Below are 24,717 nucleotides of genomic sequence, written 5' to 3' on the forward strand. Positions count from 1 at the left end.
TATTCGGCAACGCTGGAGAGGGGGCCGCCGTGACGCACGATCAGGAGGTGCTGCAGGCGATCGGGCGCGGCGCCCGCTCGAGGATCGACGCGCAGATGGGTGACGGTGCAGCGCCCCGAGAGTTCGAGCCGAGTTTGGATGGCCTGCTCCAGCGCTTCCTTGACCGTCGCGTCCCAGGCAAATTCGGCCGGAAGGTTGCCATCGACCTCGAAGGCTTCGTAGAGCCGCCCGAAGTTGCGGTAGTGGTCGGCATAAAAGAGCGTTTCGGCCTCGTCAAAGAGTTGCGCTTGATGCAGATAGAGCCACAGACTGCGCGCGAGCGCATCGAGCTGGGCGGCAAAGGCCTCGATATGGGTTTGCTCGAAGAGCTTGGCGGCAACGCGCTGGATGGTCTCGCTGCCCCGTCCTTCGGCGAGCGTCAGGATGCGCTGGGCGTGGCGGTCGAGGGGAACGGCAGCGTCGGCAGCGAGCGCGTTGGCGATGGCGATGAGCTCGCTGCGCAGCCTCGCCGCGTCGGCGCCCGCTTGCGCCAGGCTCCATGGCGCCGGGTGAAAGGCCTCGGCGTAGCGTTCGTTGTCGATGGTGGCCAGGAACGCCTGGAGGGCGGGAAGGGGGGCGGTTTCCAGCAGGCGGTGAAGACTCACGCCGTTTGTGAATGACTTCGCCATTGCCGCCCCCCGCTTGCACCTCCCCGTGTCGTGAGCGCCATTTTAGCGCGGCGGCGGAGAAAGCGGCGCGGTTACATGCCGAAGTTTCATTCGTTTGCGGCCTTGCTCAGCGCCTGCTTGCTCTCGAAGCGAGAGGAGGCGCCGTGGGAGCAGCTTTTGCCGCGATCATTTACCCGGATAGATGCGGGTGTCTCAGATTGTTTGGGTCTGACAGCGCTTGTCGGGAACAAAAACAGGCCAGAAACCGACTGCGCGGCAGACCCAAAAGACGCAAAAAGTAGCCTATCGGATTTTTTCACCAGCACAATGGATGGCACAGCATATGCGTTGATTATCGCCCTTACTCGCTTCTCAGTCGCTGCAAATAAATGGCGGCGTGGCGAGTTCCTTCTCGGCGGTCGATGAGAGTGAGGGCATGGTGGCAATAATCCGGCGCGTCTACCACCAGATCGAGCAGGAGTGCGAGCTTCGCGAGACGAGGCGTTGGAAGCTCTTCCCACTGTTCTATTGCCCGTATGTAAATCGCATCGGCCCAGAGCGCTTGCATGCGTCTGATCGCGAGGCTGCCACCGCTTCCTACGAAAGTCTTGAGGAGTCGGCTGGCGATGCCGTCGAAGGTAAAAAAGCTGAATCCCCTCTGCCGTAGAAAAGCGTCCACCTCGGCGAAGAGCGGCTGATTTAAATAGAGCGGCTGGAACTCCACCTCCGTCCAGACGAGGAGTGCCTTATCAAGGAGCGCCCCGGCGCCTTGAAAAACATCAAGCTCGGCACCATGAACGTCGATCTTCAGCATATCGAGGGTCTCGATTTCAGGCACGTTGGCTAGGGCAACGGTACGCACCTGATGTTCTGCCACGGGTCGCGTCACTTCAGCCAGGCCCTGGAAACGTTCCAGAAGTTGGACGTTCGGCGCATAAAGCGAGCCGGTCATGAACCAGTTGGTTTCATGAAATGTCGCTTCGCTACCCCGGCCAACGAATTCCGGGATGAAGCGGAACGTCCCGTCCGCACCATACAGTGCCGTCAATTGCTCGCATGCCTGCCGGTTCGGTTCAAAGCCCGTTACCTGCGCGTGTCCAAGAAGGATGAGTGGGGCGTAGGGCTCGGTCAGCTTGCCGTGGGAGCTGGCTCCTACGTCCACGATCGCCACACGCCCAGCCTGTTTCCTCACCGGTGTGGGAACCCGCCCGAAAACCACCTCCCGCCACAAGGTGGCGTTGATGGACTTGGCCGGATCGAATAGTGGATGCGCTGCCGATACGACGACCTGGCGTCCCGCGCGTAACGAGGACAACAGCACAGTGCGATCCACGCGCTGAGTGTGATAAGGATTGGCTAAAGCGGATTTGAGCAGATGTTCGTTGACTCCGAAATAGGAAGAAAAACTCTGGTTACGCAACACGAATTCCTGCAAGGCCGCAGCAAGCCACTGGTTAGGCTGACAGGCTTCAACCTGTGAAAAATCCTCCAGAGGAGGCAAATAGGGCCAAGAGGGAAATTGATGCCGGGCCAGTGCTGTGAGCAACTGGTTGGCCAGCCCCACAGCAGAGCTGCGCATCCCAAGGGCATCCAGTGCCACCAGACGCAGAATCCAGACTGCCATGTCGGCGTCGCTTGCGCCGGAAAGGCGCGCCGTCGCGTCCAGTGCATACACGAGCGCGCCCACGCGATCCGCCGCTGAACGCGCGCCCTCGCTGGCGGCAAGGCAGGCCAATAGCGCGCTCCAGAAGAGAGGCGGAACCTTGGTGTGGTTGGCGCGCCATCCCTCTAGGTGAGGCTGCGCCCATCGTTGTTGGGCCAACACATCGAGCACCGCGCCAGCGCTAGCCGGGCGGCTGCTCCAAGCCTGGTATGCGGCTTGGATTGCCTTTCCGTCCGCCAGCAGACCCTCCGTGCCCAGGCGGTGCGCACGATCGGGCTTGGCAGCGAAAAGATTGAGCAAGTAGCCATCGGTTTTGGACCGATCAAACGGCATAAGGGCGCGGGCACCTGGCACCAATCGCCAGATTTCGTAGCCCAAGGTTTGGAAATCTTCAATTAGGCCCTCATTGACCACGTTACCGTGTTTGAGTTCGAACATCACCAGGGGACTGTGAGTCTCGAAGAAGCGACGCCCGCCACGGAGAACCGCCCGCTCTTCACCTTCCACGTCCATTTTCACGAAGTCAACCGACGGTAGCGGGTGACGGGCCACGAAGTCGTCCAGGGTCAACAGACGGATGGATTCCCATTGTTCTCCTCCCCCCTGCAGGTTGGAGAGTTCCGTGTTTAGCCCTGTAGCGATTCGCGCTTCGCCGCTGTGATCGGAAAGCCCTGCGTGCACCCAAGATACCCGTGCCTCGAAGCCGTTGGCTTCAATGGCAGCTGCGAATAAGCTGCCCGCAGCGGTAGTGGGTTCAAAGGCGATCACCTGTGCAGCCCCTGCGGCGGCCATGGAAATGGCATACACGCCGTGGTTGGCGCCGATGTCCAACGCAATCGCCCCAGGTCCCGTGAGCCGGCGCACGAAATCGATTTCGGCTTCAAACCAGTCCTCCTGCTCCAGTAGGATATACGTAGTCATTTGTTTCACGGTCGGCTGTACGCACAATACAGCCCCTGTTCTCAGCCGAACTTCCCAATTTGTTCTATGCATTTCATTTTCCCTTTAGTCGAGCAAATTGAATCCTGTCAGAAAGTAGTAGGGAACCAGCCAGACGAGCGCGGTTTCCAGCGCCTGTCGTTTGTCGGGAGAAAACCCTGCGGCCAGCCACGGCAGCGCATGCGGCAGGAGCAGGAGCCAAAGCGGCAACACCAGCGCCAGCACGACCAGCGTGAGAAAGACGGTCGATGAAAAACGACGGGCTGCCGACGCGGGCTCCGGACTGGCAGCCAAATCCGCGATCAACGCCGTTTGCACGGCATTGAGCAAGATGCTCAATGGCATGCCAATCAACACGAATGCGACCAGATAGATATCCAACTCGCCCGACAAGCCGAAACTTGCCGCAACGACGATTTCCTTGAAAAAGCCGAGTACCCGCGCAAACAAAGAGGTGGCGGCAGCCACCAGCGCGGCGTGCCCCATCCGGCGCAACGGCGAAGCGCCCACCCAGGCGCTCCAACGCAAACGTTTGCGACCTGGCAGCGAAATCACTTGGCGTTCAACCGGACTTATTGCATTCGACATTGAGGCTGATCAGAATCCCGTTTTCCTTGTCCATATGCGGCACGTAGGCCTGGGAGAAATCATCCACATCGGCATGCTCGGTGTCCCGCCAGTCGTAGCGGTGGACGTTGACGAAACCCGCCCCGGTGAGGGCGCGTGAAAGCGAGTCGAAGTCGAAGACGTTGTAGTGGATGTTGTAGATGTAGTCCTGTCGCCCAAACAGCGGACCGATCACGAGGTCGAGCTTGCCGAATCGCTTTAAGACTACGCAAATCTGGGCGAAATCCGGCACTGAGATGCGCAGCACGCCACCCGGCTTGAGCACGCGATGCCATTCCTTCAGCACCCGCGGCACGTCTCGGCGTTTGAAATGCTCGAGCACATGGCAGTTGTAGATCAGATCGACCGACGCATCCGGAATGAAGGAAAGATTGTCGATGGTGGCCACGTGATCCACATGCGGATAGTCGATCGCATCGATGTGGACGAAACCAGGGATGTAACGCTTTCCGCAACCGAGGTGGAGTTTCATTGACTGAGCTCCGTGAGAGCGTTTTCGAGGCCATGTCGCAATACAACCTTCGGCCGCCAGCCCAGCGCGGTGAGCCGGCCCACATCCAGCACTTTCCGCGGGGTGCCATCGGGTTTGCTTGCATCGAACACGATTTCCCCCTCATACCCCACGACCTGCCGCACGAGTTCGGCGAGTTCGCGGATGGTGAGGTCGGTGCCGGTGCCGATGTTTATTACAGGGGCAAGGGGCAAGGGGCAAGGTTCAAGGGGGTTGGCTGCAGGCCTAAGAAGTTGGTCGAATGTGTCATCCGGCAGGTTCATGAGGAACACGCAGGCGTCGGCCAGGTCGTCGCTGTAAAGAAATTCCCGCCGCGGTGTGCCGGTGCCCCACAGCACCACGCGCGGGGGTCTGCCCTCGAAGCAGGTGGTGTAAAGGTCGCGCCTGATGTCTTCCGGTATGGGGCCGTGGCGGCGTTCGTCAGCTTCGACGGCGGACCAGTTCTTTTCCATCGCCAGCTTGGCCAGGTGGAATTTGCGCAGCATGGCCGGGATGACGTGGCTGTTTTGCAGGTCGTAGTTGTCGTTGGGGCCGTAGAGGTTGGTGGGCATGACGGCGAGGAAGCGCGTGCCGTACTGCCGGTTGTAGGCCCAACACATTTCGATGCCGGCGATCTTCGCCACCGCGTAGGGCCGGTTGGTTGGCTCCAGCGGGCCGGTGAGGAAATATTCTTCCTTGATCGGTTGAGGACAATCCCGCGGGTAGATGCAGGAGGAGCCGAGAAAGAGTAGACGCTTGACGCCATATTTCCATGCGGCGTGGATGACATTGGTCTGGATTGCCAAGTTCTGGTGAATGAATTCTGCCGGATACGTGTCGTTGGCGTAAATGCCCCCCACTTTCGCTGCGGCGAGAAAGACGTATTCCGGCCGTTCGGCAGCGAAGAAGGCTTCCACGTCCGTCTGGCGGGTGAGGTCGAGTTCCGCGTGAGTACGGGTGATGAGGTTGCGGTATCCCCGCGTCGCAAGCTGACGCATAAGGGCAGAACCCACGAGACCACGATGGCCAGCGACATAAATCCGCGCATTCAGTGGAATCGCGTTTGGGGTTTGCATGACCTACTCCCTCCATTCGAACACTGCCTGTCCATGGGTTTTCATCAAACGTTCGCGCTCTGCCGCTTTGAGGTCCGATGCAACCATTTCCTTGACCAACGCTTGGAATGAAGTCCTTGGCTGCCAACCCAGTTTTTGCCGGGCTTTGCTGGCGTCGCCCAACAGCGTTTCGACTTCAGTGGGCCTGAAGTAGCGCGGATCCACGGCGACGATGGGGCGCCGAGTTTCAAGGGGCAAGGTACAAGGCTCAAGGAAACCTTTTTCTTCAATGCCTTTGCCTTCCCAGCAGATTTTCATGCCCAGTTCCTGCGCGGCGGCGTTGACGAAGTCGCGCACGCTGTATTGCTCGCCGGTGGCGATGACGAAGTCTTCCGGCTCAGGCTGCTGCAACATCAGCCACATGGCTTCGACGTAGTCCCGAGCATGACCCCAGTCCCGCTTGGCGTCGAGGTTGCCCAGGTAGAGACACGTTTGCAGTCCCAATTTGATGCGCGCAAGTCCTCTGGTGATCTTGCGCGTGACAAACGTTTCACCGCGGATGGGCGATTCGTGGTTGAAGAGGATGCCGTTACACGCGAAGATTCCGTAGGCTTCACGGTAGTTGACGGTGATCCAGTAGGCGTAGAGCTTGGCTGCCGCGTACGGGCTGCGCGGGTAGAAGGGTGTGGTCTCTTTTTGCGGGATTTCTTGGACTTTGCCAAAGAGTTCTGAGGTCGAGGCTTGGTAGAAGCGCGTCTGTTTCGTCAGACCCAACGTGCGAATCGCTTCCAGAATGCGCAAGGTCCCCAACGCATCCGCATTGGCGGTGTATTCCGGCTCTTCGAAAGAAACCGCTACATGGCTTTGCGCAGCAAGGTTGTAGATTTCGTCTGGCTGCACTTTCTGGATGATGTGCATGAGGCTGGACGAGTCGGTCATGTCCCCATGGTGGAGAAAGAACCGGGTTTGACCCTCGCGCGGATCGATGAACAGGTGGTCGATACGTTGGGTATTGAAGAGACTCGTTCGCCGCTTGATGCCGTGCACTTCGTAGCCTTTGGCGAGCAAAAATTCGGCAAGATAGGCCCCATCTTGCCCGGTGATCCCTGTGATGAGCGCTTTTTTCATACTAGGCTTTCCTTCCGTATTGGTCTTCGATACGGACGATATCGTCTTCGCCCAGGTATTCACCACATTGCACCTCGATCATGATCAACGGGATGGTGCCCGGGTTCATGAGACGGTGCGGTTGTCCGGCAGGAATATAGGTCGATTCGTTGGGTCTCACGAAGAATTCTTGCGTGCCATTGATGACTTTTGCCATACCCGTGACGACAACCCAGTGTTCCGAGCGGTGGTGGTGTAGCTGTAAGCTGAGGCTGGCTCCCGGTTTGACCTCGATGCGTTTGATTTTGAAGCGGTGCCCCTCTTCGAGCACGGTATAACTCCCCCACGGACGGTAAACGGTGCGGTGGACGCGGTACGCGTCGTGGTTGCGATCCTTGAGCTGCTGGACGATCCGTTTCACGTCCTGTGCTTTGTCTTTGTGGGCAACGAGCGTGGCATCTGGGGTATCGACAATGATGAGGTCTTTGACACCCACGGCCGCAACGAGATGCGCTTCGCTCAGAACGAAAGTGTGGCGGCAATCCAAAAGCATCGTCTCCCCGATGCAGCGGTTGCCCGCATCGTCGGCTTGGGTTAGCTCGGCCAGCGCGTTCCATGAGCCAATATCGCTCCAACCCAAGTCGCAGGGAACCACCGCAACGTTCGCGGCCTTTTCCATCAACGCGTAGTCGATGGAGATGTCGGGCAATTCTCCGAACAGCGCATTCGGGAGTTCAACCGGGTTTGCCGCCGTTTCGGTCTGCTGCCAAACGCTACGCGCAGCTGCAAGAAGATCCGGGCAGGTCGTTTCCATTGCGGTAAGCAGCGCCTCTGCGGTAAAGCAGAACATGCCCGCATTCCAGTAAAAGCGGCCAGAGGCAAGATACTCTTCGGCACGCATCGCGTCTGGCTTTTCGACAAATCGCTGCGCTTTCAATCCGGTGCCGTGTGCGATTGATTCGCCTACTTCGATGTACCCAAAGCCTGTTTCTGGAGCAGTTGGTTTGACCCCAAAGGTGACCAGCCATCCTTGTTGCGCCAACGTTACAGCCGCAACGACGGCCTGGTGAAAAGCTTCGAGCTTTTCGATCAGGTGATCGGCCGGCAGGATGAGCAAGGGCGTGTGTGGCCCAAAATGTCCCTGGGCGTAGAGCCCTGCAAGTGCTATGGCTGGTGCGGTATTGCGCCCACAGGGTTCGAGCAAGTAGAGCGGTTCGACCGAGGCAGCCAGGGATCGATATTCGTCTTTGGTTTGAAAATAGTAGTCCCGGTTCGTAACAGTGAGAATGCGTTGTACGCCCGGCAGGCTCGCCGCACGCAGAAAGGTTTTTTGCAACAGACTCTGCCCATCCGGTAGCCGAATGAAGGGCTTGGGGTGCGCTTCGCGCGATATCGGCCACAACCGCGTACCGGCACCACCAGAAAGAACGATAGGGATAAGGTCACATGTCACTTCAGGCACCACTCTGTCCAAAGGGTGCGCACCGCCGTCAGCCAATGCGGGGCGAAGCTTTTTGGGTTGCCAGCCAAGGATTGGAGTAATGTCGAGCGTAAGGTTTTGCGGTAGGCGATCAGTCGTTTCGAGTCGTTCGCCAGAGCGACCGCCTTGGCTACATAATCCTGACGACTGGCAGCGATGAGTTCATCCAAACCCATTGCATGGAGGTACCCAGCAGTCATCCGTCCTGAGAAGCGATCACTGTACAGTGTGATCGTAGGCACGCCCATAAAAAGCGTTTCCAAGGTAGTTGTTGCACCATTGTAAGGGAATGGATCGAGCGCAATATCCGCTTCACTCCAATATTCGAGTGCTTCCCGACGGTTAGGAATCGAACCAACCAGCCTGATGCGCTCAGATGAAATACCTCTTTCGGAAAAAGCAGTGCGCAATCTTTCTTGCACTTTGGGATCATTGATTTGCCGGTATTTGAGCAAGATCTGAGCGTTGGGGACGTGACGCAGAATTTCCGCCCAGGTTTCGATCACCTGTTCGTTGAGCTTGATCAGGTTGTTGAAGCTGGCAAAAGTCACATAGCCACGCTCCAGCGACGGCGGCGGAGCGATTTTCGCCGCCAAGTCCGTTTGTAGATCAAGTGAAGCGATTACCGGCAGCCGGACGAGCCGTTCGTCGTAGAAACGCTGATCCGCATCGGGAACGGTTGTTGCATCCACAAGGAGTGCGTCGACGGTGTCGAGGCCTGTGGAGGTGACAAACCCCAACCACGTCACCTGCACCGGCGCCGGCTTCTTGGCAAACACGTCCAGCCGGTGGTAGCCGGTGTGGCCCGAGAGGTCGATGAGGATGTCGATGCCGTCGGCGCGGATGAGTTCGCACGCCTGTTCGGTCGAGAATTCGGCGATGGTGCGCCAGTGATCCACCGCGGCCTTGATGCGCGCGGTCATGTCGTCGCTGGCGATGTGGTTGTGGTAGGCATAGACCTCGACTTGTTCGCGCGGCAGGTGTTCGAAAAGCCCGACGGTGAAGTAGGCCACCGGATGGCGCCGGAAATCGCCGGAGACAAAGCCCACTTTGAGGCGTTTCTCCGGGTTACGGTCGTTGGGCCAGTCGGTGTAGGGGGCGCCAACGCGGTTTTGGATGTGGCGGCCGTAGGCGAGCGCGGCCTGGTAGATCTCTTCTGGGGTGCTGTCGGGGTCGTAGTTGAGGGCAAATATGTAGCTGGTGGCGATGTCGGTGTCGTCTGGGGCGAGCTCATAGGCGCGCCGCAAGAGGTCTCGCGCTTTTTTGCGCTCGCCCATGTCGGCGTAGAGGCTGGCAAGCCCTGAGAGCGCCTGCACCGATTCGGGTTGCAGAGAGAGGGCTTTTTCGTAGGCGGCCTGGGCCGCGGCGCGGTCGTTTTCGTGCTGCGCCTTGAGGATGCCTTCGGCCACGAAGAGCTGCGGGAGTTTCGGGTTGAGGCTCTGGGCGACGGCGAGGTGGTTTTTCGCAAGCGCCAGGTATTCGCCGCGTGGGGCGCCGTGTTGGATTTGGGTGAGCAGCGCAAGCGCCAGGTTGGCCTGGGCCTCGGCCATGCCGGGGGCGAGCAGCACGGCGGCGCGGTAGCACTCGATGGCCTTGGCCGGCCGCGCGGTGGCCAGGTAGGCGTTGCCAAGGTTGTTCAGTATCGAGGCATTGCGCGTGTCGAGCGCACGGGCTTCTTCGAGTACGGCCACGGCCTTGTGCGCGTCGCCGGTTTCAAGCAGCAGCGCGCCTTTGATGTTGAGCGCTTCGGGGTGGCGGCTTTTGTCGAGCACGGCCTCGATGGCGGCAAGCGCTTGCCGCTTCTTGCCGCAGAGTTTGAGCAGGTTGGCGCGGTTGATGGCAGCACCGACGTAGTTGGGGTCGAGGGCCAGCGCTGCGTCGAGCGCGGCGGAGGCCTCGTCGAAGCGGCCCTCGTTCATCAACGCATCGGCAAGGTTGGAGTAGGCTTCCTTGAAGTTGGGGTTGAGTTCGACGGCTTTTTGATAGGCAGCGATGCGCTCGGGGTTTTTCGGCGCACCCAGGGGTTTCAAAAGCACGCCGCGGTTGTTCCAAAAACCCGCCTCGCGTGGGTTCAATTCGATGGCGCGATCGATGGCCTTGAGGGCTTCGTCATGAAGCCCGCGCTTGTGCTGCAATACCGCCAGCCCCTGCCAGGCGGCGGCGTTGGCCGGGTCGGCTTGCAGCACGGCCTTGATGAGGGGTTCGGCCTGGTCGAGCTGGTTTTGCAGGATCAGCGGGTAGGCGCGGCTCAGAAGCGTGGCGGCGTTGCTGGCGCTGGCTTGCACGCGGGCGTTGGGGTCGTGGCGGGCGGCCTCCAGCAGCGCGGCTTCGGCTTCTTCGCGTCGGTTGAGGCGCGTGTTGGCTTCGGCGATCGCGCGCCAGTAGAGGTGACGCTGGCGGCGCAGGTCTTCGACGGCCGGGCGCAAGTCGAGGCAGCGCAGGGCCTCGTGAAAATAGACGCGGGCGGAGGCCGGGTCGTTGTCGGCCAGCGCCGCCTCACCGCGCAAGGCCCAGGCGTTGGGCTCTTCGGGGCGGTTCAGGAGGACGAAGCGGGCAAGGATCTCGGCTTCCAGCAGCCAGTGGTTGTCCAGCGCGCGGCGGATGGCGGCCAGCGCTTCGCCGAGCTCGAGCTTGTCGCCCAGGCCGAGGCGGGTTTTGGCGCGCTCCAGTGGTGACATCGCCGTGTCGGCGGGGCTGACTTTGGGGCGGGACACCGCGGCGCGCGGCGCACGGGCGAGTTTTTTGCTCATGGCGTGCAACTCTCCTTCAGCAACGCTGACGTCAGCGGGCACGCGTCGTGCCGGCGCTGGCGTCAGCGCTGAATCAACCCCCACAGGGGTGGCGGGCAGGCAGGCCGTCGAAAAAACGCCCCAGAGGCCAGCCTCTGGGGCGCAACGGTCGCTCACCCAGGGCCAGGCAGGCGCCTGCCCTGAGTGCAGCCATCAGGCGAAGCTGAAGTTTTCGATCTTCAGGTCCGCAATCCCCGTCAGGGTGATGTTTTCCAGCGTGGCGATCTTTTCGACGACGACGTCGGTGCCGGTGCCGGCGTCTGAATCGTAGGCAATCCACACCTCGGTCAGGCCGGTGTTGTTGTTGAACAGCACGGCGATGGCGGTGTCGTTGTTGCTGATGCTGAACGCGACATCGGTGCCAGTGCCGTTGGCGATCTTCGCGGCATCGAAGGCGCCCAGCTTGAACAGGCCTTTCTCACCGGTGCCGCCAGTAAGCGCGGCCTGCCCGTTGGTGTTGGCGCTGGCAAAGCTCGTCGCAAAGCCCGTGACCACCCAACCGGTGAGGTTCAGCACATCACCACCCGTGCCGGCGGTGAAGTCGGTGATGACGATTTTTTGCGCTTGGCCCGTGCCCGTGGCGGCATCCGGAGCGTACAGATACACCGTATCCGACCCTGCCCCGGTGGTGATGGTGATCTCGTTGGTGATGATGGCCGTACCCGTGCCGGCAATGCCCACATACACCTTGTCCGCGCCATCGCCCAGGTCAACCGTCGAGCCCTTGCCGGCAGCAGTGACGTTGCCGAGCTTGACCACGTCGTCGCCCGCGCCGGTGGTGATGGTCACCTTGGCCGAGGAGGATTCGAGGGTGGTAGCACCGCCGTAGGCCGTCGAGGAGTCGCCGAAAACAATAGTGTCTTTGCCCGCGCCGGTGGTGATGCTGATCTCGCCAGAAATATTGGCGGTTGCGCTGCCATCGCCTGTCACCACGATGGTGTTGTCACCATCGCCAGCGTCCGCCACCAGCTTGGCACCCGCAAGCGTCGAGCCGAAGGTCAGCGTATCCTTGCCGCTGCCGGTGGTCACCGACAGGGTTTCGATGGTCGAGGTGCCGGTATCCAACTGGACCTGCGACAGGTCGAGCGTAAGATCGCCTGTGGCCGTGCCGGCGTTGACCGTGACATTCTTGCCCGAGGCGTAGGTAACAGCGCTCGTACCGACGAAGTCGATGGCGTGCTTGCCCGTGCCTTCGATGTTCAGGGTTTCGAACTTGGTGGCGGTGGCGAGGCGGAGCGTGAGCTTGGTGTCGCCACTGATGTTGATCGTCTTGGCGGCGTTGGCTTCGAAGCCGCCGTTCGAGGCCGTATCACCCAGCTGGTGGCCGGTGGAGTCGCCGCCCTTGGAGACGATGTTGACGGTTTCGATGTCGTTGACCGCAAACGCGGCGTTGCCGAAGCTGATGTTGGTGGCGTCGGTCTTGTGATCCAGCACCAGGGTGAGGCTGTCGTTGGTGCCCGTGGCTGCGACCTTGACGCTCAGGCTGTCGGCGCTACCGCCGGTAAAGCTATCAACGATGGTGACGGTGGCGCCGTTGGCAATGCCGGAGACGTTGACATCGCCCGTGCCACGCAAAACGAGGTTGGAGTAACCCGCCGCTTGAGCCAGGCTCGTGACTTGGGTTGTCGCCGCGCCACGATCAATGTCCAGCGTCAGCGCGCCAGTGCCGGTTTTTTCAACCGTCTTGGTGCTGATGGTGGCGTGATCGACCTTCAGCGTCAGCGCTTGGTCACCCGTCACCGTGAACTTCGTAATGCCGGCGGCAGAGGCGTAGCCGGTGCTGGTGCCATCGTAATCGGTGGTGCCGACGGTCAGGGTGTTGGCGGCGGTGCCGGCCGAGTTGATGGTGAGCTGCTCGAGGCTGCCGGTGTTGGCGGTGCCTTCGATGTTGATCTGCACCGCGGCCTTGGAGCCCGCGCCGTTCAAGTTGACCTTGAGCGTTTCGGGGTTGCTGGAGCTGGTGCCAGCCAGGGTGTCGAAGGCGACGGTCAGGGTCTTGTCGTAGCCGCCGGTGAGCGTCACTTCAGGGGCGGTGGCAGCGACGTTGGAGAGCACGCCATTTTGCGTACCGGAAATCTCAACCGTCTTGGCGCCGGTGATGCCGGCAAAATCCAGACCCGCACCGTTGCCCGCCAGATTCAGCTTCAGGGTTTCGATGTTGGTCAGGTTAGCTGGAATCGGAGTGGTTCCGGTCAGCGTGGCGTTGAGCACGTCGTTGTCGGTGGTAGAACCGTCGACCAGGATGTCACCGTTGCTGAAGGTACCACCGGCGGCGTTGACCGTCTCGTTGCCACTCGTGAACTTGAAGGTGCTGGTCACGCTACCACCGTTGAGGAAGGCGGTGGTGGTGTCGGCGTAGTCGTTGCCCGTAGTGAGCGTGAAGATTTGGCCAGTAGGTGCCGATTTGATCGGATCGGTGGGGTCGGCAATCGTTGTCTGAACTACCAACTTCACTTCGTCTGCGGTCTTGAGCGTTGCGGGGCTAGAAGTGACACCCGCGAGGAACGTGCGCGCAGCTTGGGCATCAGTGTCGCCCGCGTAGGTGGCGGCAAAGGTGGTGCCAGTGCCGAAGTCGGAACTGGTCATCGCGCGGCCGTCGACGGCTTCGGTGAAGCGGTTCGCAACGGTGACTTTATTGTTGATCGCAACCAGGTCGTCACCTTGGGCGCCGTTGAGGATGTCCAGAGCGATCGAGCCGGGGGTGAAGCGGCCTTCCGCGAAGCCGTTCACATAGAACTGTTTCCCGGCAGCGTCGGGGGCACGGTTGAAGAGCGCTTGGTAGATGGCGTCGACGACGTTGCCAATGGTGTTGGCGTTGATGGTGCCATAGAGCGCTTGTGCCTCAGCGGAGGTGGCAAAAGCATCAATGATGCCCGAAAGACTCCCGCCGGCAGCGTCCAGCCGCGAAGCCCAGTAGACGAGACCACTGGGGTCAGCAGGACGCTGATAGAAAGCGATGTAGAGTTTTTTGAACGGTGTTGAAATAGGTTGAAGCAGCCATCTGATTTCTCCTCGTTGAGTGACACAAAATGCAGAACGCCGGTACTGACCCTTATATCTTAGCAAAGCGGTTCGGATTGTCAATAGCGCGGTGGCGCGAGACCGGCAAAAGGGGGCGAAAGAGAGGGGTGGTTGTTGTATTATTGCAACAGTTGGGCTAAGGAGATGTGGCGGTGGAGAGCCGGGCGGTGTTGTGGCGGTTGGTGCGGGCGCAGTGGTTGGACCGCTACGCGGGGACGTGGGCGGGTGCGGTGTGGGGCGGGGTGCTGCCGTTGGCGCAGATGGGGGTCTTTTGGTTGGTCTTTTCGGAGTGGATGGCGCCGCGGCTAGGGGCGCTTGAGGGGGTGTTGGGGCGCGGGGGGTACGCGGTCTATCTCTTGACGGGGCTTATTTTTTGGTGGTGGTGGGGGAATGGGTTGCAGCGGGCGGCGGGGGCGATTGCCGACGGGGCGGGGTTGGCGAAGAAGACGCCGATCCGGCTGTGGTGGTTGGTGGCGGCGGTGGTGGTGGCGGAGGGGTTGAGCGCGGGGTTGGCGCTGGCGGTGCTCTTGGTGGGGTTGGCGGCGGTGGGGTATGTGGGGGTGAGTTGGCTTGTGGTGCCGGTGCTTGCGGCGGTGATGGTGTGGGTGCTCTTTTGGTTGGGGTTGCTGTTGGCGGTGGTGACGGTGTTTGTCCCGGATGTGCGGGAGGTGTTGGGGTTGGTGTTGGGGTTGTGGTTTTGGCTGACGCCCGTGGTGTATCTGCCCGAAGGTGCGCCGGAGGTGCTGCGGTGGGCGTTGGCGGTGAATCCCGCGGCGTGGGTGGTGGAGGTGGCGCACGCGGCGGTGGTGTGGGGGCGGTGGCCGGATTGGCAGTTGGTCGCGAAGTTGGGGGTGTTTGCGGCGGTGGTGGCGGCGGGGTCGTGGTGGGTGTGGCGGCGGGCGCACGGCGCGGTGCGCGACGTGTTGTGAGGGGGCTGGGATGAGTGCGGTGTGGTTGTGGTGTGTGGGGGTGGGGAAGCGTTTTGCGCACTATCGGCGGCCGGCGGATCGGTTGTGGGAGGCGCTCACGGGGCGGCAGCGCCACACGGTGCAGTGGGCGGTGCGGGGGGTGGATCTGGAGGTGGCGGCAGGGGAGTCAGTGGCGATCATCGGGCGGAATGGCGCGGGGAAGTCGACGCTGTTGAAGCTCGTGATGGGGGTGTTGGTTCCCGACGAGGGGCGGGTGGAGCGAAGCGGCCGGGTGACGGGGTTGTTGGAGCTCGGGGCGGGGTTTGACGCGCGGTTGAGCGGGCGGGAGAATCTGCGGTTGAATGGGTTGCTGTTGGGGATGACGGAGGAGGAGGTGCGGCGGCAGGAGGAGGCGATCGTCGCGTTTGCGGAGTTGGAGGGGGCGATCGATTGGCCGTTGCGGTCCTATTCGTCGGGGATGGTGATGCGGTTGGGGTTTGCGGTGGCGGCGCACGCGGGGGCGCGGTGTCTGGTGGTGGATGAGGCGTTGGCGGTGGGGGACGCGGCGTTTCAGCAGAAGTGTTGGGATTTTTTGCGGCGGTTCAAGGGGGAGGGGGGGAGTTTGCTGCTGGTGTCGCACGATTTGAACGCGGTGCGGCAGGTCGCGGACCGGGCGGTGTTGCTGGAGGCTGGAACGGTGCGGGCGAGCGGGGCGGTGGAGCCGGTGGTGACGGAGTATCTGCGGTTGGTGGGGGGGGAGAGGGTCGAGGAGGTGGCGGCCGGCGGGTTTGGGAGCGGCGAGGTGCGGTTTTGCGCGCCGCCGGTGCTCGCGGTGGGCGGGGTGGCGGTGCGGCAGGTGGCGTGCGGCGAGGAGGTGGAGCTGGTGTTGCCGGTGGCGGCAGCGGAGGATGTGGCGGAGGTGAGCGTGGGGTTTGCGGTGCGCGACCGCTTTGGGGTGGAGGTTTTCGGGATGAATTCGTGGCAGTGGGGGCGGGTCTTTTCGTGGCGCGCGGGGGAGCGGGGGGAGGTGCGGGTGCGGTGGCGGTGCGAGTTGGCGCCGGGGGGGTATACGGTGACGGTGGCGCTCCACCCGGGGGCGCACCATGTGGGGCGGTGTTTTCATTGGTGGGAGCGGGCGTTGAGTTTTGAGGTGGCGGGGGTGGTGGGGCCGCCGTTTGCGGGGGTGGTGCGGTTGCCGGTGCGCGATTTTGCGTGGGTGGCGGATGGTGATGGGGCGTGTGGTGCGTGAGATGGGTGAGGCTGGTATGACGACAGAGTGGCAGCAGGTGTTGCAGCGGTTGGCGGAGGAGACGGGGGCGCGGCTGGCGGCAGCGGAGCAGCGGATCGCGGTGCCGGCGGCGCGGGGGCAAAGGGGGGCGGTGTGGCCGAGTGGCCCCGTGGACCGGTGGTGGTTTGCGTTGGTGCCGGAGGGGGAGTTTTTGGCCGCAGCCTACGCGGTGGTGTTGGGGCGGGCGGTGGATGCGAGCGGCGCGGCGGCTTACAGCGGGTGGACGGGGAGTTGGTTGGGGCGGATCGCGGTGTTGGCAGCGCTCGTCGAAAGCCCCGAGGGGCGGAGCAAGGGGGCGGCGGTGGCGGGGGTGCGCCGCTGGGCGCGGGTGTGGCATGTGCTGCAGCGGTGGGGGGCAGAGCGGCTGAGCGCGCGCTTGAGCGATCTACTCTGGCGGCGGGACGCGCTGCGCGCGCTGGCGTTTGGGGTGGCGCGGTGGGAGGCGGCCGAGCGCGAAGAGGAGGCGGAGTGGGCGCGGTGGCGCGCGTGGGGGGAGGGGGTGGCGCAGGCGCTTGAGCGGCTGGAAGCAGCGACGGCGAAGGAGTTGGGGCGGTTGTTTGGGGAGGTGGGGCGGCTCAATGAGGAGGTGGCGGCGGTGCGCACGACGGCGGTGGAGGGGGCGCGGCTGGTGGCGGCGAGCGAGCGCGGTGGGAGTATCACGGAGGCGGGGGCGGCTGGGAGTGCGGGCGCCGCTTCTCCGGTGGGCGAGGCGGTGGTGGAGCGGTTCTATCGCGATCTGGAGGATTCGTTTCGCGACGCTGCTTTGGTGACGGAGCGGGTGCGGGGGTATCTGCCGTGGGTCGCGCCTTATCTGGGGGAGCTGGTGGTCGATTTGGGGTGTGGCCGCGGGGATTGGTTGGCGGTGGCGCAGGGGCATGGGCACCGGGTGTTGGGGGTGGAGCCAAGTAAGACGTTGGCCGAGGAGGCGGTGGCGCGCGGGGTGCCGGTGGTGGTTGCGGATGGGCTTGAGTGGCTGCGGGGGCAGCCGGAGGGGAGTGTCGCGGTGGTCTCGGCGCTTCATGTGTTGGAGCATCTGCCCTTTGCGGCGGTGTTGGCGTGGCTCATTGAGGCGTTTCGGGTGGTGCGGCCTGGGGGGTTGGTCTTTTTCGAGACGCCGAACCCGGAGAACGGTTATGTGGCGACGCACCACTTTTTCAATGATCCGACGCACCTGCGGCCGCTCACGCCTGAGTTGTTGGCGTTTGCGTTGCGCTGGGCGGGGTTTGACGCGGTGGAGGTGGTGCGGTTGCATCCGCTTCCCGGGCGGATCGAGGCGAGCGATCCGGCCTCCGAGCGGTTGAACGGGTGGTTGCACGGGGCGCAGGATTTTTGTGTGCGCGGGGTGAAGCGATGAGGGTGTTGGTGACGGCAACGCATGTGCCCTTTGTCCAGGGGGGGGCGGAGGCCCATATGGCGGGGTTGGTGGCGGCCCTTCGCGCGGCGGGGCACGAGGCGGAGCTCTTGCGGGTGCCGTTCCGTTTTTGGCCCGAGGAGGCGGTGGCGGCGGGGATGCGCTTTTGCGCGCAGTTCGATTTGGGGCGGCTTTCGGGGCCGTCGCCCGATCTGGTGGTGGGGTTGCAGTTTCCGGCCTACGGGATGGTGCATCCGCGCTCGGTGGTGTGGGTGATGCATCAGCATCGGGCGGTCTATGAGCTGTTGGGGAGTGTGGTGCCGGAGACGCCGGCGCTTTTGGCGTTGCGCGACGAGGTGGTGGCGTTTGACAACCGGGCGTTTGCCGCCGCCGAGCGGTTGTTTGCCAATTCGCGGCGGGTAGCGGAGCGGATGTTGGCGTTTAATGGGGTCACGGCCGAGCCGCTCTACCATCCGCCGCCCGACGCGGAGCGGTTTGGGTGTGCAGGGGATGAGGGGTATATCTTTTTCCCGAGCCGCTTGGAGCGGTTGAAGCGGCAGTGGTTGTTGATCGAGGCGGCGCGGTTGGTGCGCGCGCCGGTGCGGTTTGTGCTGACCGGCACGGGGGGGCAGGAGGCGGAGTTGCGGCGGTTGATCGCGCAGTATGGGCTTGGGGACCGGGTGTGGTTACGCGGCCATTGTTCGCGCGCGGAGCAGTTGGGGTGGTACGCGCACGCGACGGCGGTCTTTTTCGGGCCGCACGACGAGGATTTGGGGTATGTGACGCTTGAGGCGATGTTGGCGAGTAAAGCAGTGATTACGTGCACCGATTCGGGCGGGCCGTTGGAGTTTGTGGTGGATGGGGGGACGGGGTGGGTGGTGGCGCCTGAGCCGGAGGCGGTTGCGGAGGCCGTGGAGGCGGCGTGGGCGAACCGCGCCCGCACACGCGAGATGGGGGCGGCAGGGCGGGAGCGGTACCTGACGATGGGGATCAGTTGGGAGCGGGTGGTGGCGCGGCTGTTGGGCGAGGAGTAGCGGGATGCGGGTGGCGGTGGTGGCACCGAGCGGGGTGCCTTTTGTTTTTGGGGGGGCGGAGCGGTTTTGGTGGGATTTGTGTCGGGCGTTGCAGCGGGAGACGGCGCACGAGGTGGAGTTGCTGAAGGTGGTGGCGCCGGAGCGGACCTTTTGGGAGGTGGTGGCGAGTTACGAGGCCTTTTTTCGGTTGGACCTGAGCCACTTTGATCTGGTGGTGGCGACGAAGTATCCGGCGTGGATGGTGGGGCATCCGAATAAGGTGGTCTATCTGCAGCATCCGTTGCGGGGGTTGTATGAGACCTATCCGGAGGGGCTGCCGCTTGAGGTGGCGTGGCCGGCAGGGGAGGAGTGGCAGGCGGTGCGGGCGGTGCTGGCGGGGGAGCCGACACGGGAGGCGGCGGCGGAGCTCTTTGCGGCGCTTGCCCGGTTGCGCGCGGCGGTGGGGGAGGGGCACGAGGCGTTTCGCTTGCCGTCGCCGCTTTTGCGGGCGTGCGTCCGCTTTTGGGATCGGGTGGGGTTGGCGCGAGGGGAGGTGCGGCGGTACGGGGCGATCTCCGAGCGGGTGCGGACGCGCCCGGGCTATTTTCCGCCTGAGGCGGCGGTGTGGGTTGCGCCCCATCCTTCGGGGTTGCGGGTGGTGCCGCGGGTGCATCACGGGCGGCGGGAGGTGGTGTTCGTTGCAGCGAGCCGGTGGGATCGGCCGAAGCGGTTGGATTGGGTGGTGGAGGCGTTTCGCGGCGTCGCGGGGGCGGCGGAGTTGCGCTTGGTGGGGTGGGGGCCGGAGGAGGGGCGGCTGCGGGCGTTGGCGGCAGGGGATGAGCGGATCCGCTTTTTGGGGCGGTTGAGCGACGCGGCATTGGCCGAGGCGTATGCGGAGGCCGATGTGGCGGTCTTTGTGCCGTTTGACGAGGATATGGGGTTGGTGACGCTCGAGGCGATGGGGGCGGGGTGCCCGGTGGTGACGACGGCCGATAGCGGTGGGGTGCGGGAGTTTGTCCGCGACGGGGTGAATGGGTGGGTGTGCGCGCCGTCGGTCGCGGCGCTGCGCGAACGGTTGGCGGCGGTGGTGGCTGACCCCGAGGGGGCGCGGGCGTTGGCTGTGGGGGCGGTGGCAACCGCAGGCGAGGTGCGCTGGGGGAGGGTCTTCGCGGCGTTGGGGTTGGCGGAGCGGCCGCCGGGGGAGTTGGTGGTGGTGTCGCCATTTCCGTTGCGGCCACCGTTGAGCGGCGGGCCGCGGCGGGTCTGGTCGCTCTACCGGGGGTTAAGCGCCTTTGTACCGGTGCGGGTGGTCTGTTTCGGCGGCGAGGCGGGACGGCGGGTGGTGGAGGGGCAGTTTGTCGTCGAGGAGCTGGGGACGCCTGAGGGGTTTGCGGCGCTGGCGAAGGAGTGGAGCCAGAAGCTCGGGGTGTCGGCAGGGGATTGGGCGTTGTGGGCGCACGGGGAGTTGTGGCAGGAGGTGCGCTGGCAGGTGGCGGGGCGGTTGAGTGGCGCGCGGGCGGTGGTGCTCACCCATCCGTATGGGGCGGTGCTGTTGCCCGGGGCGTGGCAGGGGCCGGTGATCTACGACGCGCACAACGTGGAGTGGGCGTTGAAGCAGGGCATGTGGCGCGGCGAGGAGGCGGAAGAGGCGCTGGCGTGGTTGAGCGCAGCCGAGTATGGGGTGGTGCGGCGGGCGGCCGAGGTGTGGTGTGTTTCAGAGGAGGATCGGGAGACTTTCGCGCGCCATTGGCCGGAGTTAGTGGCGGGGCGGTCGTGGCGGTGTGTGCCGAACGGCTGGGCGCCGGAGGAGCGCGCTTTTCTGCTCGCCGGGGAAAAAGTGGCGCTGCGTGCGCGCGCAGGCGTCTCCGAGCCCGAGCGGCCAGCGGGGGTGTTTGTGGGGTCGTGGCACGAGCCGAATGTTGAGGCGGCGCTCTGGTGGTTGCGCGAGGCGGTGCCGCAGTTGCCGGGGTGGCACCACTGGTTGGTGGGGGGGGTGTGTCATCACCCCGAGGTGGCGGCAGCAGCGGCGGCGCACGGGGTGGTGGCGTGGGGGGTGGTGGATGAGGCGCAGTTGCGCGGGCTTTTGGCGGCAGCCGATGTGGGGTGGAATCCGATGGTGCTCGGGTCGGGGAGCAATTTGAAGGTGCTCGATTACGTGGGGAGCGGTGCGGTGGTGGTGAGTACGCCCTTTGGTTTGCGCGGGTTCGAGTTTTTGCACAAGGAGCAGTTGGCGGTGGTGGCAGCGCGCGAGGAGCTCCCTCAGTTGTTGCGCGGTTGGGATTCTGCAGCGTGGGACGAAGCGCGCGTGCGGGCGCGGGAGGGGGCGATGCGCTTCTCCTGGCGGGTGGTGGCCGACGGGGCGTGGGCAGGGTTGCAGCGCTTGTGGTTTGCGGAGGCGCAGTGAGTCGCTTGCCGGTGGTCTTCGAGGGGGAGACGTGGCGGTGGCCGCGCACGGGGGTGGGGCGGTTCGCGTTCGGTTTGGGTCAGGGGTTGGCGGCCGTTGCCGAGGAGGAGCAGCTGGCGCTCATGGTGTGGGCGGGAGGGCGCCTGTGGCCGGCGGAGGAGGCGGTGCGGCGGTTTGCCGAGCGGCGGTGGTCCGACGCAGTGGTGGCCGCGGCGCGGCGGGTGGCGCGGGGGTTGGGGGCTGGGGTGGTGCGGCAGGCGTGGCGCGCGTGGCAGGCAAGGCGGTGGCACGCAGCGGCGCGCGGAGAGGGCTTGGCGCCGGTGGGAGGGGCAGGGGCGACGGAGGGGTTTGCGGGGGCGCACCCCATGCGGGAGGGAGTGTGGTGGGCACCCAATTTTGTCCCGTGCGTGTGGGGGGGCGGGAGGCGGCTGGTGGTGACGGTGCACGATCTCTCTTGCTTCGACCATCCGGAATGGCATCCGGCGGAGCGGGTGCGGATCATGCAGGAGCAGCTGCCGCGAGCGCTTAACGAGGCGCAGGTGGTGACGGTGGTCTCGGAGGCAACGAAGCACCGGTTGCAGGCGTGGTTTGGTGTGCCCGATGAGCGGGTGGTGGTGACCTATCCCGGGGTCGATCGGGTCTTTGCGCCGGTGGGGGAGAAGGAGGCGCAGCGCTGGCTCTCCCGGGCAGGGGTGGTGCCGCAACGCTATTTTTTGGGGGTAGGGACGATTGAGCCGCGCAAGAATTGGCTGACGGTGTTGCGGGCGTATGCGATGCTGCCGCGGCGGGTGCGGGAGGGGTGGCCGCTTCTGGTGGTGGGGATGAAGGGGTGGATGACCGACGCGATCGAAGCGCTCGCGGCGCCGCTTCGGGCAGAGGGGTCGGTGCGCTTTTTGGGTTTTGTGCCCGACGAGGGGTTGGCGGCGCTCTATACGCATACCGCGGGGTTTTTCTATCTGTCGTTTTATGAGGGGTTTGGGCTGCCGCCCGTGGAGGCGATGGCGTGTGGGGCGCCGGTGGTGGTAGGCAATCAAAGCTCCTTGCCCGAGGTGGTGGGGGATGCGGGGTTGTTGTTGCCGCCCGAAGACGGCGACGCGGTGCGGGAGACGATGGTGCGGTTGGCTGAGGATGAGGCGCTCCGGCAGGCGTTGGCGCAAAGGGGGATTGCGCGGGCGCAGCGCTTTACGTGGGCGGCGTGCGCCGCGGCGGCGGTGCGGGCGGTGCGGCTCGCGGCGGGGTAGCGCGGTTTATGCCCGCCCGTAGTCGTCGGCAAAGCGGACGATGTCGTCTTCGCCGAGGTATTCGCCGGTTTGCACTTCGATGAGGATCAGGGGGATTTTTCCGGGGTTTTCGAGGCGGTGTTTGTGGCCGGCGGGGATGAAGGTCGATTGGTTGGTGTGGATCAGTTTTTCGGAGTCGCCGTTGGTGATGCGGGCGACCCCCTGGACCACGATCCAGTGTTCAGAGCGGTGGTGGTGCATCTGGAGCGACAGGCTCGCGCCGGGGCGCACTTCGATCCTTTTGATTTTGAAGCCCGGGCCCTCTTCGAGGACTGTGTAGCTCCCCCACGGGCGAAAAACGGTGCGGTGGTGGCGGTAGGTGTCGTGGCCCCGTTTTTTGAGGTGGGCGACGATCTCTTTGACCTGTTGCGTTTTGTCGGGGTGGGCGACGAGCGTGGCGTCGGGGGTGTCGACGATGATGAGGTTCTCCACCCCCACGGTGGCGACGAGATGCTCTTCGCTCTGGACGAAGGTGTTGCGCGTGTCGATGAGGAGCGCTTCGCCCAGGGTGCGGTTGCCGTGTTCGTCGGAGGGAAGGAGCGCGGCCAAGGCGTTCCACGAGCCGATGTCGTTCCAGCCGATGGCGCAGGGGACTACCGCGAGGTTCGTCGCGTGCTCCATCACGGCGTAGTCGAGCGAGATGTCGGGGAGCTGGGCAAAGGGTTCGCGGGGGAGTTCAACGGGCGGGGGCGCGGTGGGGTGGGTTGCTGGGGGGAGGCTGGCGAGGGTCTGCTCCCAGACGGCGCGCGCGGCGGCAAGGAGTTCGGGGGCGTGGTGCGCGAACGCTTCGAGGATCGCTTCGGCGGTGAAGAGGAAGATCCCGGCGTTCCAGTAGTAGCGGCCGGTTGCGACCATCTCGCGGGCGCGCTCGGCGGTGGGTTTTTCGACGAAGCGGCGGACAGCGAGGGGGAGGGGTTGCTCGCGCGCGGCGGGGGGGTGCGGGAGCGCGTCGGGGGCGGCGAGCAGTTCGCCCGTTTCGATGTAGCCAAAGCCGGTTTCGGGGGCGGTGGGGGTGATGCCAAAGAGGAGGAGTTTGCCAGTGCGGGCAAGGGGTAGGGCGGCGGTGACAGCATCTTGGAACGCGGCGACGTCGCTGATCAAGTGGTCGGCGGGGAGGATGAGAAGGAGCGTCTCGGCGCCGAAGTGGTGATGGGTGTAGAGGGCGGCGAGCGCAACGGCCGGGGCGGTGTTGCGGCCGAGCGGTTCGAGGAGGAAGTGGGCGAAGGTGTTGTTGGTTTCGAGCGTTTGGTATTCGTCTTTGGTTTGGAAGTAGAGGTCGCGGTTGGTGACGGTGAGGATTGCGGTGACTTCGGGGAGCTTTTGCGCGCGCAGGAAGGTCTTTTGCAGGAGGCTCTGCCCGTCGGCAAGGCGGATGAAGGGCTTCGGACGCATTTCGCGCGAAATCGGCCAGAGTCGGGTTCCGGCGCCGCCAGAGAGGATTACGGGAAGGAGCATCGGGGTGGTTCGGTCACGCTTGGGAAAGGGGGAATGGTAAAGGGGTTGGTAAGGGGTGTCAAGGGAGGCGAGCGGAAGCGAGGTGGAGGCGTTGCCGGCAAAAGCCTGCTCCATGAGAGGCCGCAAGCGATTGTAGGCAGACGCCGCACGGTGTAAATTCACGTTATAGGCGTCGAATTTCCCTTGGGTGGAGGATCCCATGCCGTCGATCGATGCGCTCAATACCATTCAAAAGCTCTACATCGCTTACTACCAGCGCCCTGCAGACCCGGGAGGTCTAGCCTACTGGGCCAACCGCCTCGATCAAGCTGGCGGCAACCTATCGGGCATCATTGACGCCTTTGCCACGTCGGCCGAGGCGAACAGACTCTACGGTGCGGTCAACTCAAACACGATCGGCAATGTGGTCGATGCGATCTATCAGGCGCTCTTTAACCGTGCCCCAGACCCAGGCGGGCGGAAGTTCTACATCGATGGGTTTCTGAGCGGGCGCTTTACTCCAGGCAACATCGCACTGGATGTGCTGAATGGCGCCCAAGGGGCCGACCGGGTGGCGATCAACAATAAAGTCACGGTGGCGAACCGCTTTACCGAGGCGGTGGCGGGAGTGCCGCTGACCGACGCCAACTTCGGATCAGCTACGCCCGTAGCGAACTACAGTGGCGATGCCGACGCCCAGGCAGCGCGCAACTGGCTCAAGGGTGTGAGCGCCGCCAGTTCGACGGTCAAAACTCCCGAAGAGGTGCTGGCATTCGTGCGCGACACTATAGCGGATCCGGGAGACCCCGTTAAACTGCTTTTCCTCGCGGAAAGTCGAAGCCACAAAGTGAGCGGCATCGATAGGGACACGCTGCTCTCCAAAGAAAGTCTCATTGTCCAGGCGCTCGATAGCGGTTACCATTGGGACAAAACCACCGTGACCTACAGCTACAACTCGTCCATTCCACCTGAATATCAAGGTGTTCGTGTCGACAGCACCATTTCTGGTGATTTGACAACAGGTTGGCAGCCGGTCTCGCAGCCCGTTCGGGATGCCATCACCAAGGTCATTGGGGAAATCAATCAACTCACTCAGCTTTCCATTGATTTCACCTCAGGAACAGGGGATATTCGCTTTAACATGGTTCCGACAAATAGCAAGGCAGCTGCTTTTGCTTATATGCCTGGGACGTCGGCCATTGCGGGTGATGCATTCATTAA

General features: G+C 63.6%; 16 protein-coding genes and 1 pseudogene. 7 read left to right on the forward strand and 10 right to left on the reverse strand.

All coding sequences use genetic code 11. The features are described from left to right. The 9 genes and pseudogenes from ACYQ6T_RS08750 to ACYQ6T_RS08790 form a co-directional block, all read right to left on the reverse strand. Nucleotides 1-644 (reverse strand): annotated as a pseudogene (locus tag ACYQ6T_RS08750) (hypothetical protein); the annotation flags it as partial. 364 nt (nucleotides 645-1,008) lie between these two features. Then, nucleotides 1,009-3,231: an FkbM family methyltransferase gene (locus tag ACYQ6T_RS08755; RefSeq protein WP_459830096.1), complete on the reverse strand. Its 2,223-nt coding sequence runs from the start codon at nucleotides 3,229-3,231 to the stop codon at nucleotides 1,009-1,011. An 84-nt stretch (nucleotides 3,232-3,315) separates the two neighbouring features. Further along, the gene (locus ACYQ6T_RS08760) at nucleotides 3,316-3,759 is read right to left on the reverse strand and encodes a hypothetical protein (RefSeq protein WP_459830062.1); all 444 of its coding nucleotides are present in this window, start codon (nucleotides 3,757-3,759) and stop codon (nucleotides 3,316-3,318) included. A gap of 52 nt (nucleotides 3,760-3,811) precedes the next feature. Then, nucleotides 3,812-4,348, reverse strand: coding sequence for a class I SAM-dependent methyltransferase (locus tag ACYQ6T_RS08765; protein ID WP_459830065.1), 537 nt, complete (start codon nucleotides 4,346-4,348; stop codon nucleotides 3,812-3,814). Beyond that, nucleotides 4,345-5,442 (reverse strand): GDP-L-fucose synthase family protein, encoded by a 1,098-nt coding sequence (locus tag ACYQ6T_RS08770; protein ID WP_459830068.1) that lies wholly within the window; start codon nucleotides 5,440-5,442, stop codon nucleotides 4,345-4,347. Before ACYQ6T_RS08770 ends, ACYQ6T_RS08765 begins: the two co-directional genes overlap by 4 nt. 3 nt (nucleotides 5,443-5,445) lie before the next feature. Continuing rightward, the gene (gene gmd, locus ACYQ6T_RS08775; RefSeq protein WP_459830069.1) at nucleotides 5,446-6,549 is read right to left on the reverse strand and encodes a GDP-mannose 4,6-dehydratase; all 1,104 of its coding nucleotides are present in this window, start codon (nucleotides 6,547-6,549) and stop codon (nucleotides 5,446-5,448) included. 1 nt (nucleotide 6,550) lies between these two features. Continuing rightward, nucleotides 6,551-7,990, reverse strand: coding sequence for a mannose-1-phosphate guanylyltransferase/mannose-6-phosphate isomerase (locus ACYQ6T_RS08780; RefSeq protein WP_459830072.1), 1,440 nt, complete (start codon nucleotides 7,988-7,990; stop codon nucleotides 6,551-6,553). After that, a complete protein-coding gene (locus ACYQ6T_RS08785; protein ID WP_459830074.1) occupies nucleotides 7,978-10,758 on the reverse strand; it encodes a tetratricopeptide repeat protein in 2,781 nt (926 codons plus the stop codon). The genes ACYQ6T_RS08780 and ACYQ6T_RS08785 overlap by 13 nt, the downstream gene beginning before the upstream one ends. Nucleotides 10,759-10,950: 192 nt before the next feature. Next, the gene (locus ACYQ6T_RS08790) at nucleotides 10,951-13,863 is read right to left on the reverse strand and encodes a hypothetical protein (RefSeq protein ID WP_459830077.1); all 2,913 of its coding nucleotides are present in this window, start codon (nucleotides 13,861-13,863) and stop codon (nucleotides 10,951-10,953) included. A 107-nt stretch (nucleotides 13,864-13,970) separates the two neighbouring features. Between ACYQ6T_RS08790 and ACYQ6T_RS08795 the strand changes: the two genes are divergently transcribed. Genes ACYQ6T_RS08795 through ACYQ6T_RS08820 form a run of 6 tightly spaced genes read left to right on the forward strand, consistent with a single transcriptional unit; the run spans nucleotide 13,971 to nucleotide 22,023 of the window. Further along, complete coding sequence (locus ACYQ6T_RS08795) at nucleotides 13,971-14,747, forward strand: ABC transporter permease (protein ID WP_459830079.1); 777 nt, start codon at nucleotides 13,971-13,973, stop codon at nucleotides 14,745-14,747. A gap of 10 nt (nucleotides 14,748-14,757) precedes the next feature. After that, nucleotides 14,758-15,975 carry an ABC transporter ATP-binding protein gene (locus tag ACYQ6T_RS08800; RefSeq protein ID WP_459830082.1) on the forward strand — a complete coding sequence of 406 codons (1,218 nt, stop codon included), beginning with the start codon at nucleotides 14,758-14,760 and terminating at the stop codon, nucleotides 15,973-15,975. A 16-nt stretch (nucleotides 15,976-15,991) separates the two neighbouring features. After that, complete coding sequence (locus ACYQ6T_RS08805; protein WP_459830084.1) at nucleotides 15,992-17,368, forward strand: class I SAM-dependent methyltransferase; 1,377 nt, start codon at nucleotides 15,992-15,994, stop codon at nucleotides 17,366-17,368. Between the two features lie 8 nt (nucleotides 17,369-17,376). Beyond that, entirely contained in the window at nucleotides 17,377-18,399 is a 1,023-nt protein-coding gene (locus ACYQ6T_RS08810; RefSeq protein WP_459830086.1) for a glycosyltransferase family 4 protein, read from the forward strand. A gap of 4 nt (nucleotides 18,400-18,403) precedes the next feature. Next, entirely contained in the window at nucleotides 18,404-20,782 is a 2,379-nt protein-coding gene (locus ACYQ6T_RS08815; protein WP_459830089.1) for a glycosyltransferase family 4 protein, read from the forward strand. Further along, nucleotides 20,779-22,023 (forward strand): glycosyltransferase family 4 protein, encoded by a 1,245-nt coding sequence (locus ACYQ6T_RS08820; RefSeq protein WP_459830091.1) that lies wholly within the window; start codon nucleotides 20,779-20,781, stop codon nucleotides 22,021-22,023. The genes ACYQ6T_RS08815 and ACYQ6T_RS08820 overlap by 4 nt, the downstream gene beginning before the upstream one ends. Before the next feature lie 6 nt (nucleotides 22,024-22,029). Here the strand turns inward: ACYQ6T_RS08820 and ACYQ6T_RS08825 are convergent, their stop codons facing one another. Next, nucleotides 22,030-23,517 carry a mannose-1-phosphate guanylyltransferase/mannose-6-phosphate isomerase gene (locus ACYQ6T_RS08825; protein WP_459830098.1) on the reverse strand — a complete coding sequence of 496 codons (1,488 nt, stop codon included), beginning with the start codon at nucleotides 23,515-23,517 and terminating at the stop codon, nucleotides 22,030-22,032. Nucleotides 23,518-23,716: 199 nt separating this feature from the next. Here ACYQ6T_RS08825 and ACYQ6T_RS08830 point away from each other — a divergent pair. Next, nucleotides 23,717-24,717: DUF4214 domain-containing protein (locus tag ACYQ6T_RS08830; protein WP_459830093.1), on the forward strand; the 1,001-nt coding region annotated here is incomplete at its 3' end.

It is taken from the genome of Hydrogenophilus islandicus (assembly GCF_054657095.1).

Excerpts from the sequence above, each read along its gene's own strand:
- ACYQ6T_RS08800 (WP_459830082.1), top strand. The coding sequence starts at position 14,758 with ATGAGTGCGGTGTGGTTGTGGTGTGTGGGGGTGGGGAAGCGTTTTGCG.
- ACYQ6T_RS08755 (WP_459830096.1), bottom strand. The coding sequence starts at position 3,231 with ATGACTACGTATATCCTACTGGAGCAGGAGGACTGGTTTGAAGCCGAA.
- ACYQ6T_RS08805 (WP_459830084.1), top strand. The coding sequence starts at position 15,992 with ATGACGACAGAGTGGCAGCAGGTGTTGCAGCGGTTGGCGGAGGAGACG.
- ACYQ6T_RS08825 (WP_459830098.1), bottom strand. The coding sequence starts at position 23,517 with ATGCTCCTTCCCGTAATCCTCTCTGGCGGCGCCGGAACCCGACTCTGG.
- ACYQ6T_RS08815 (WP_459830089.1), top strand. The coding sequence starts at position 18,404 with ATGCGGGTGGCGGTGGTGGCACCGAGCGGGGTGCCTTTTGTTTTTGGG.
- ACYQ6T_RS08785 (WP_459830074.1), bottom strand. The coding sequence starts at position 10,758 with ATGAGCAAAAAACTCGCCCGTGCGCCGCGCGCCGCGGTGTCCCGCCCC.
- gmd (WP_459830069.1), bottom strand. The coding sequence starts at position 6,549 with ATGAAAAAAGCGCTCATCACAGGGATCACCGGGCAAGATGGGGCCTAT.
- ACYQ6T_RS08770 (WP_459830068.1), bottom strand. The coding sequence starts at position 5,442 with ATGCAAACCCCAAACGCGATTCCACTGAATGCGCGGATTTATGTCGCT.
- ACYQ6T_RS08765 (WP_459830065.1), bottom strand. The coding sequence starts at position 4,348 with ATGAAACTCCACCTCGGTTGCGGAAAGCGTTACATCCCTGGTTTCGTC.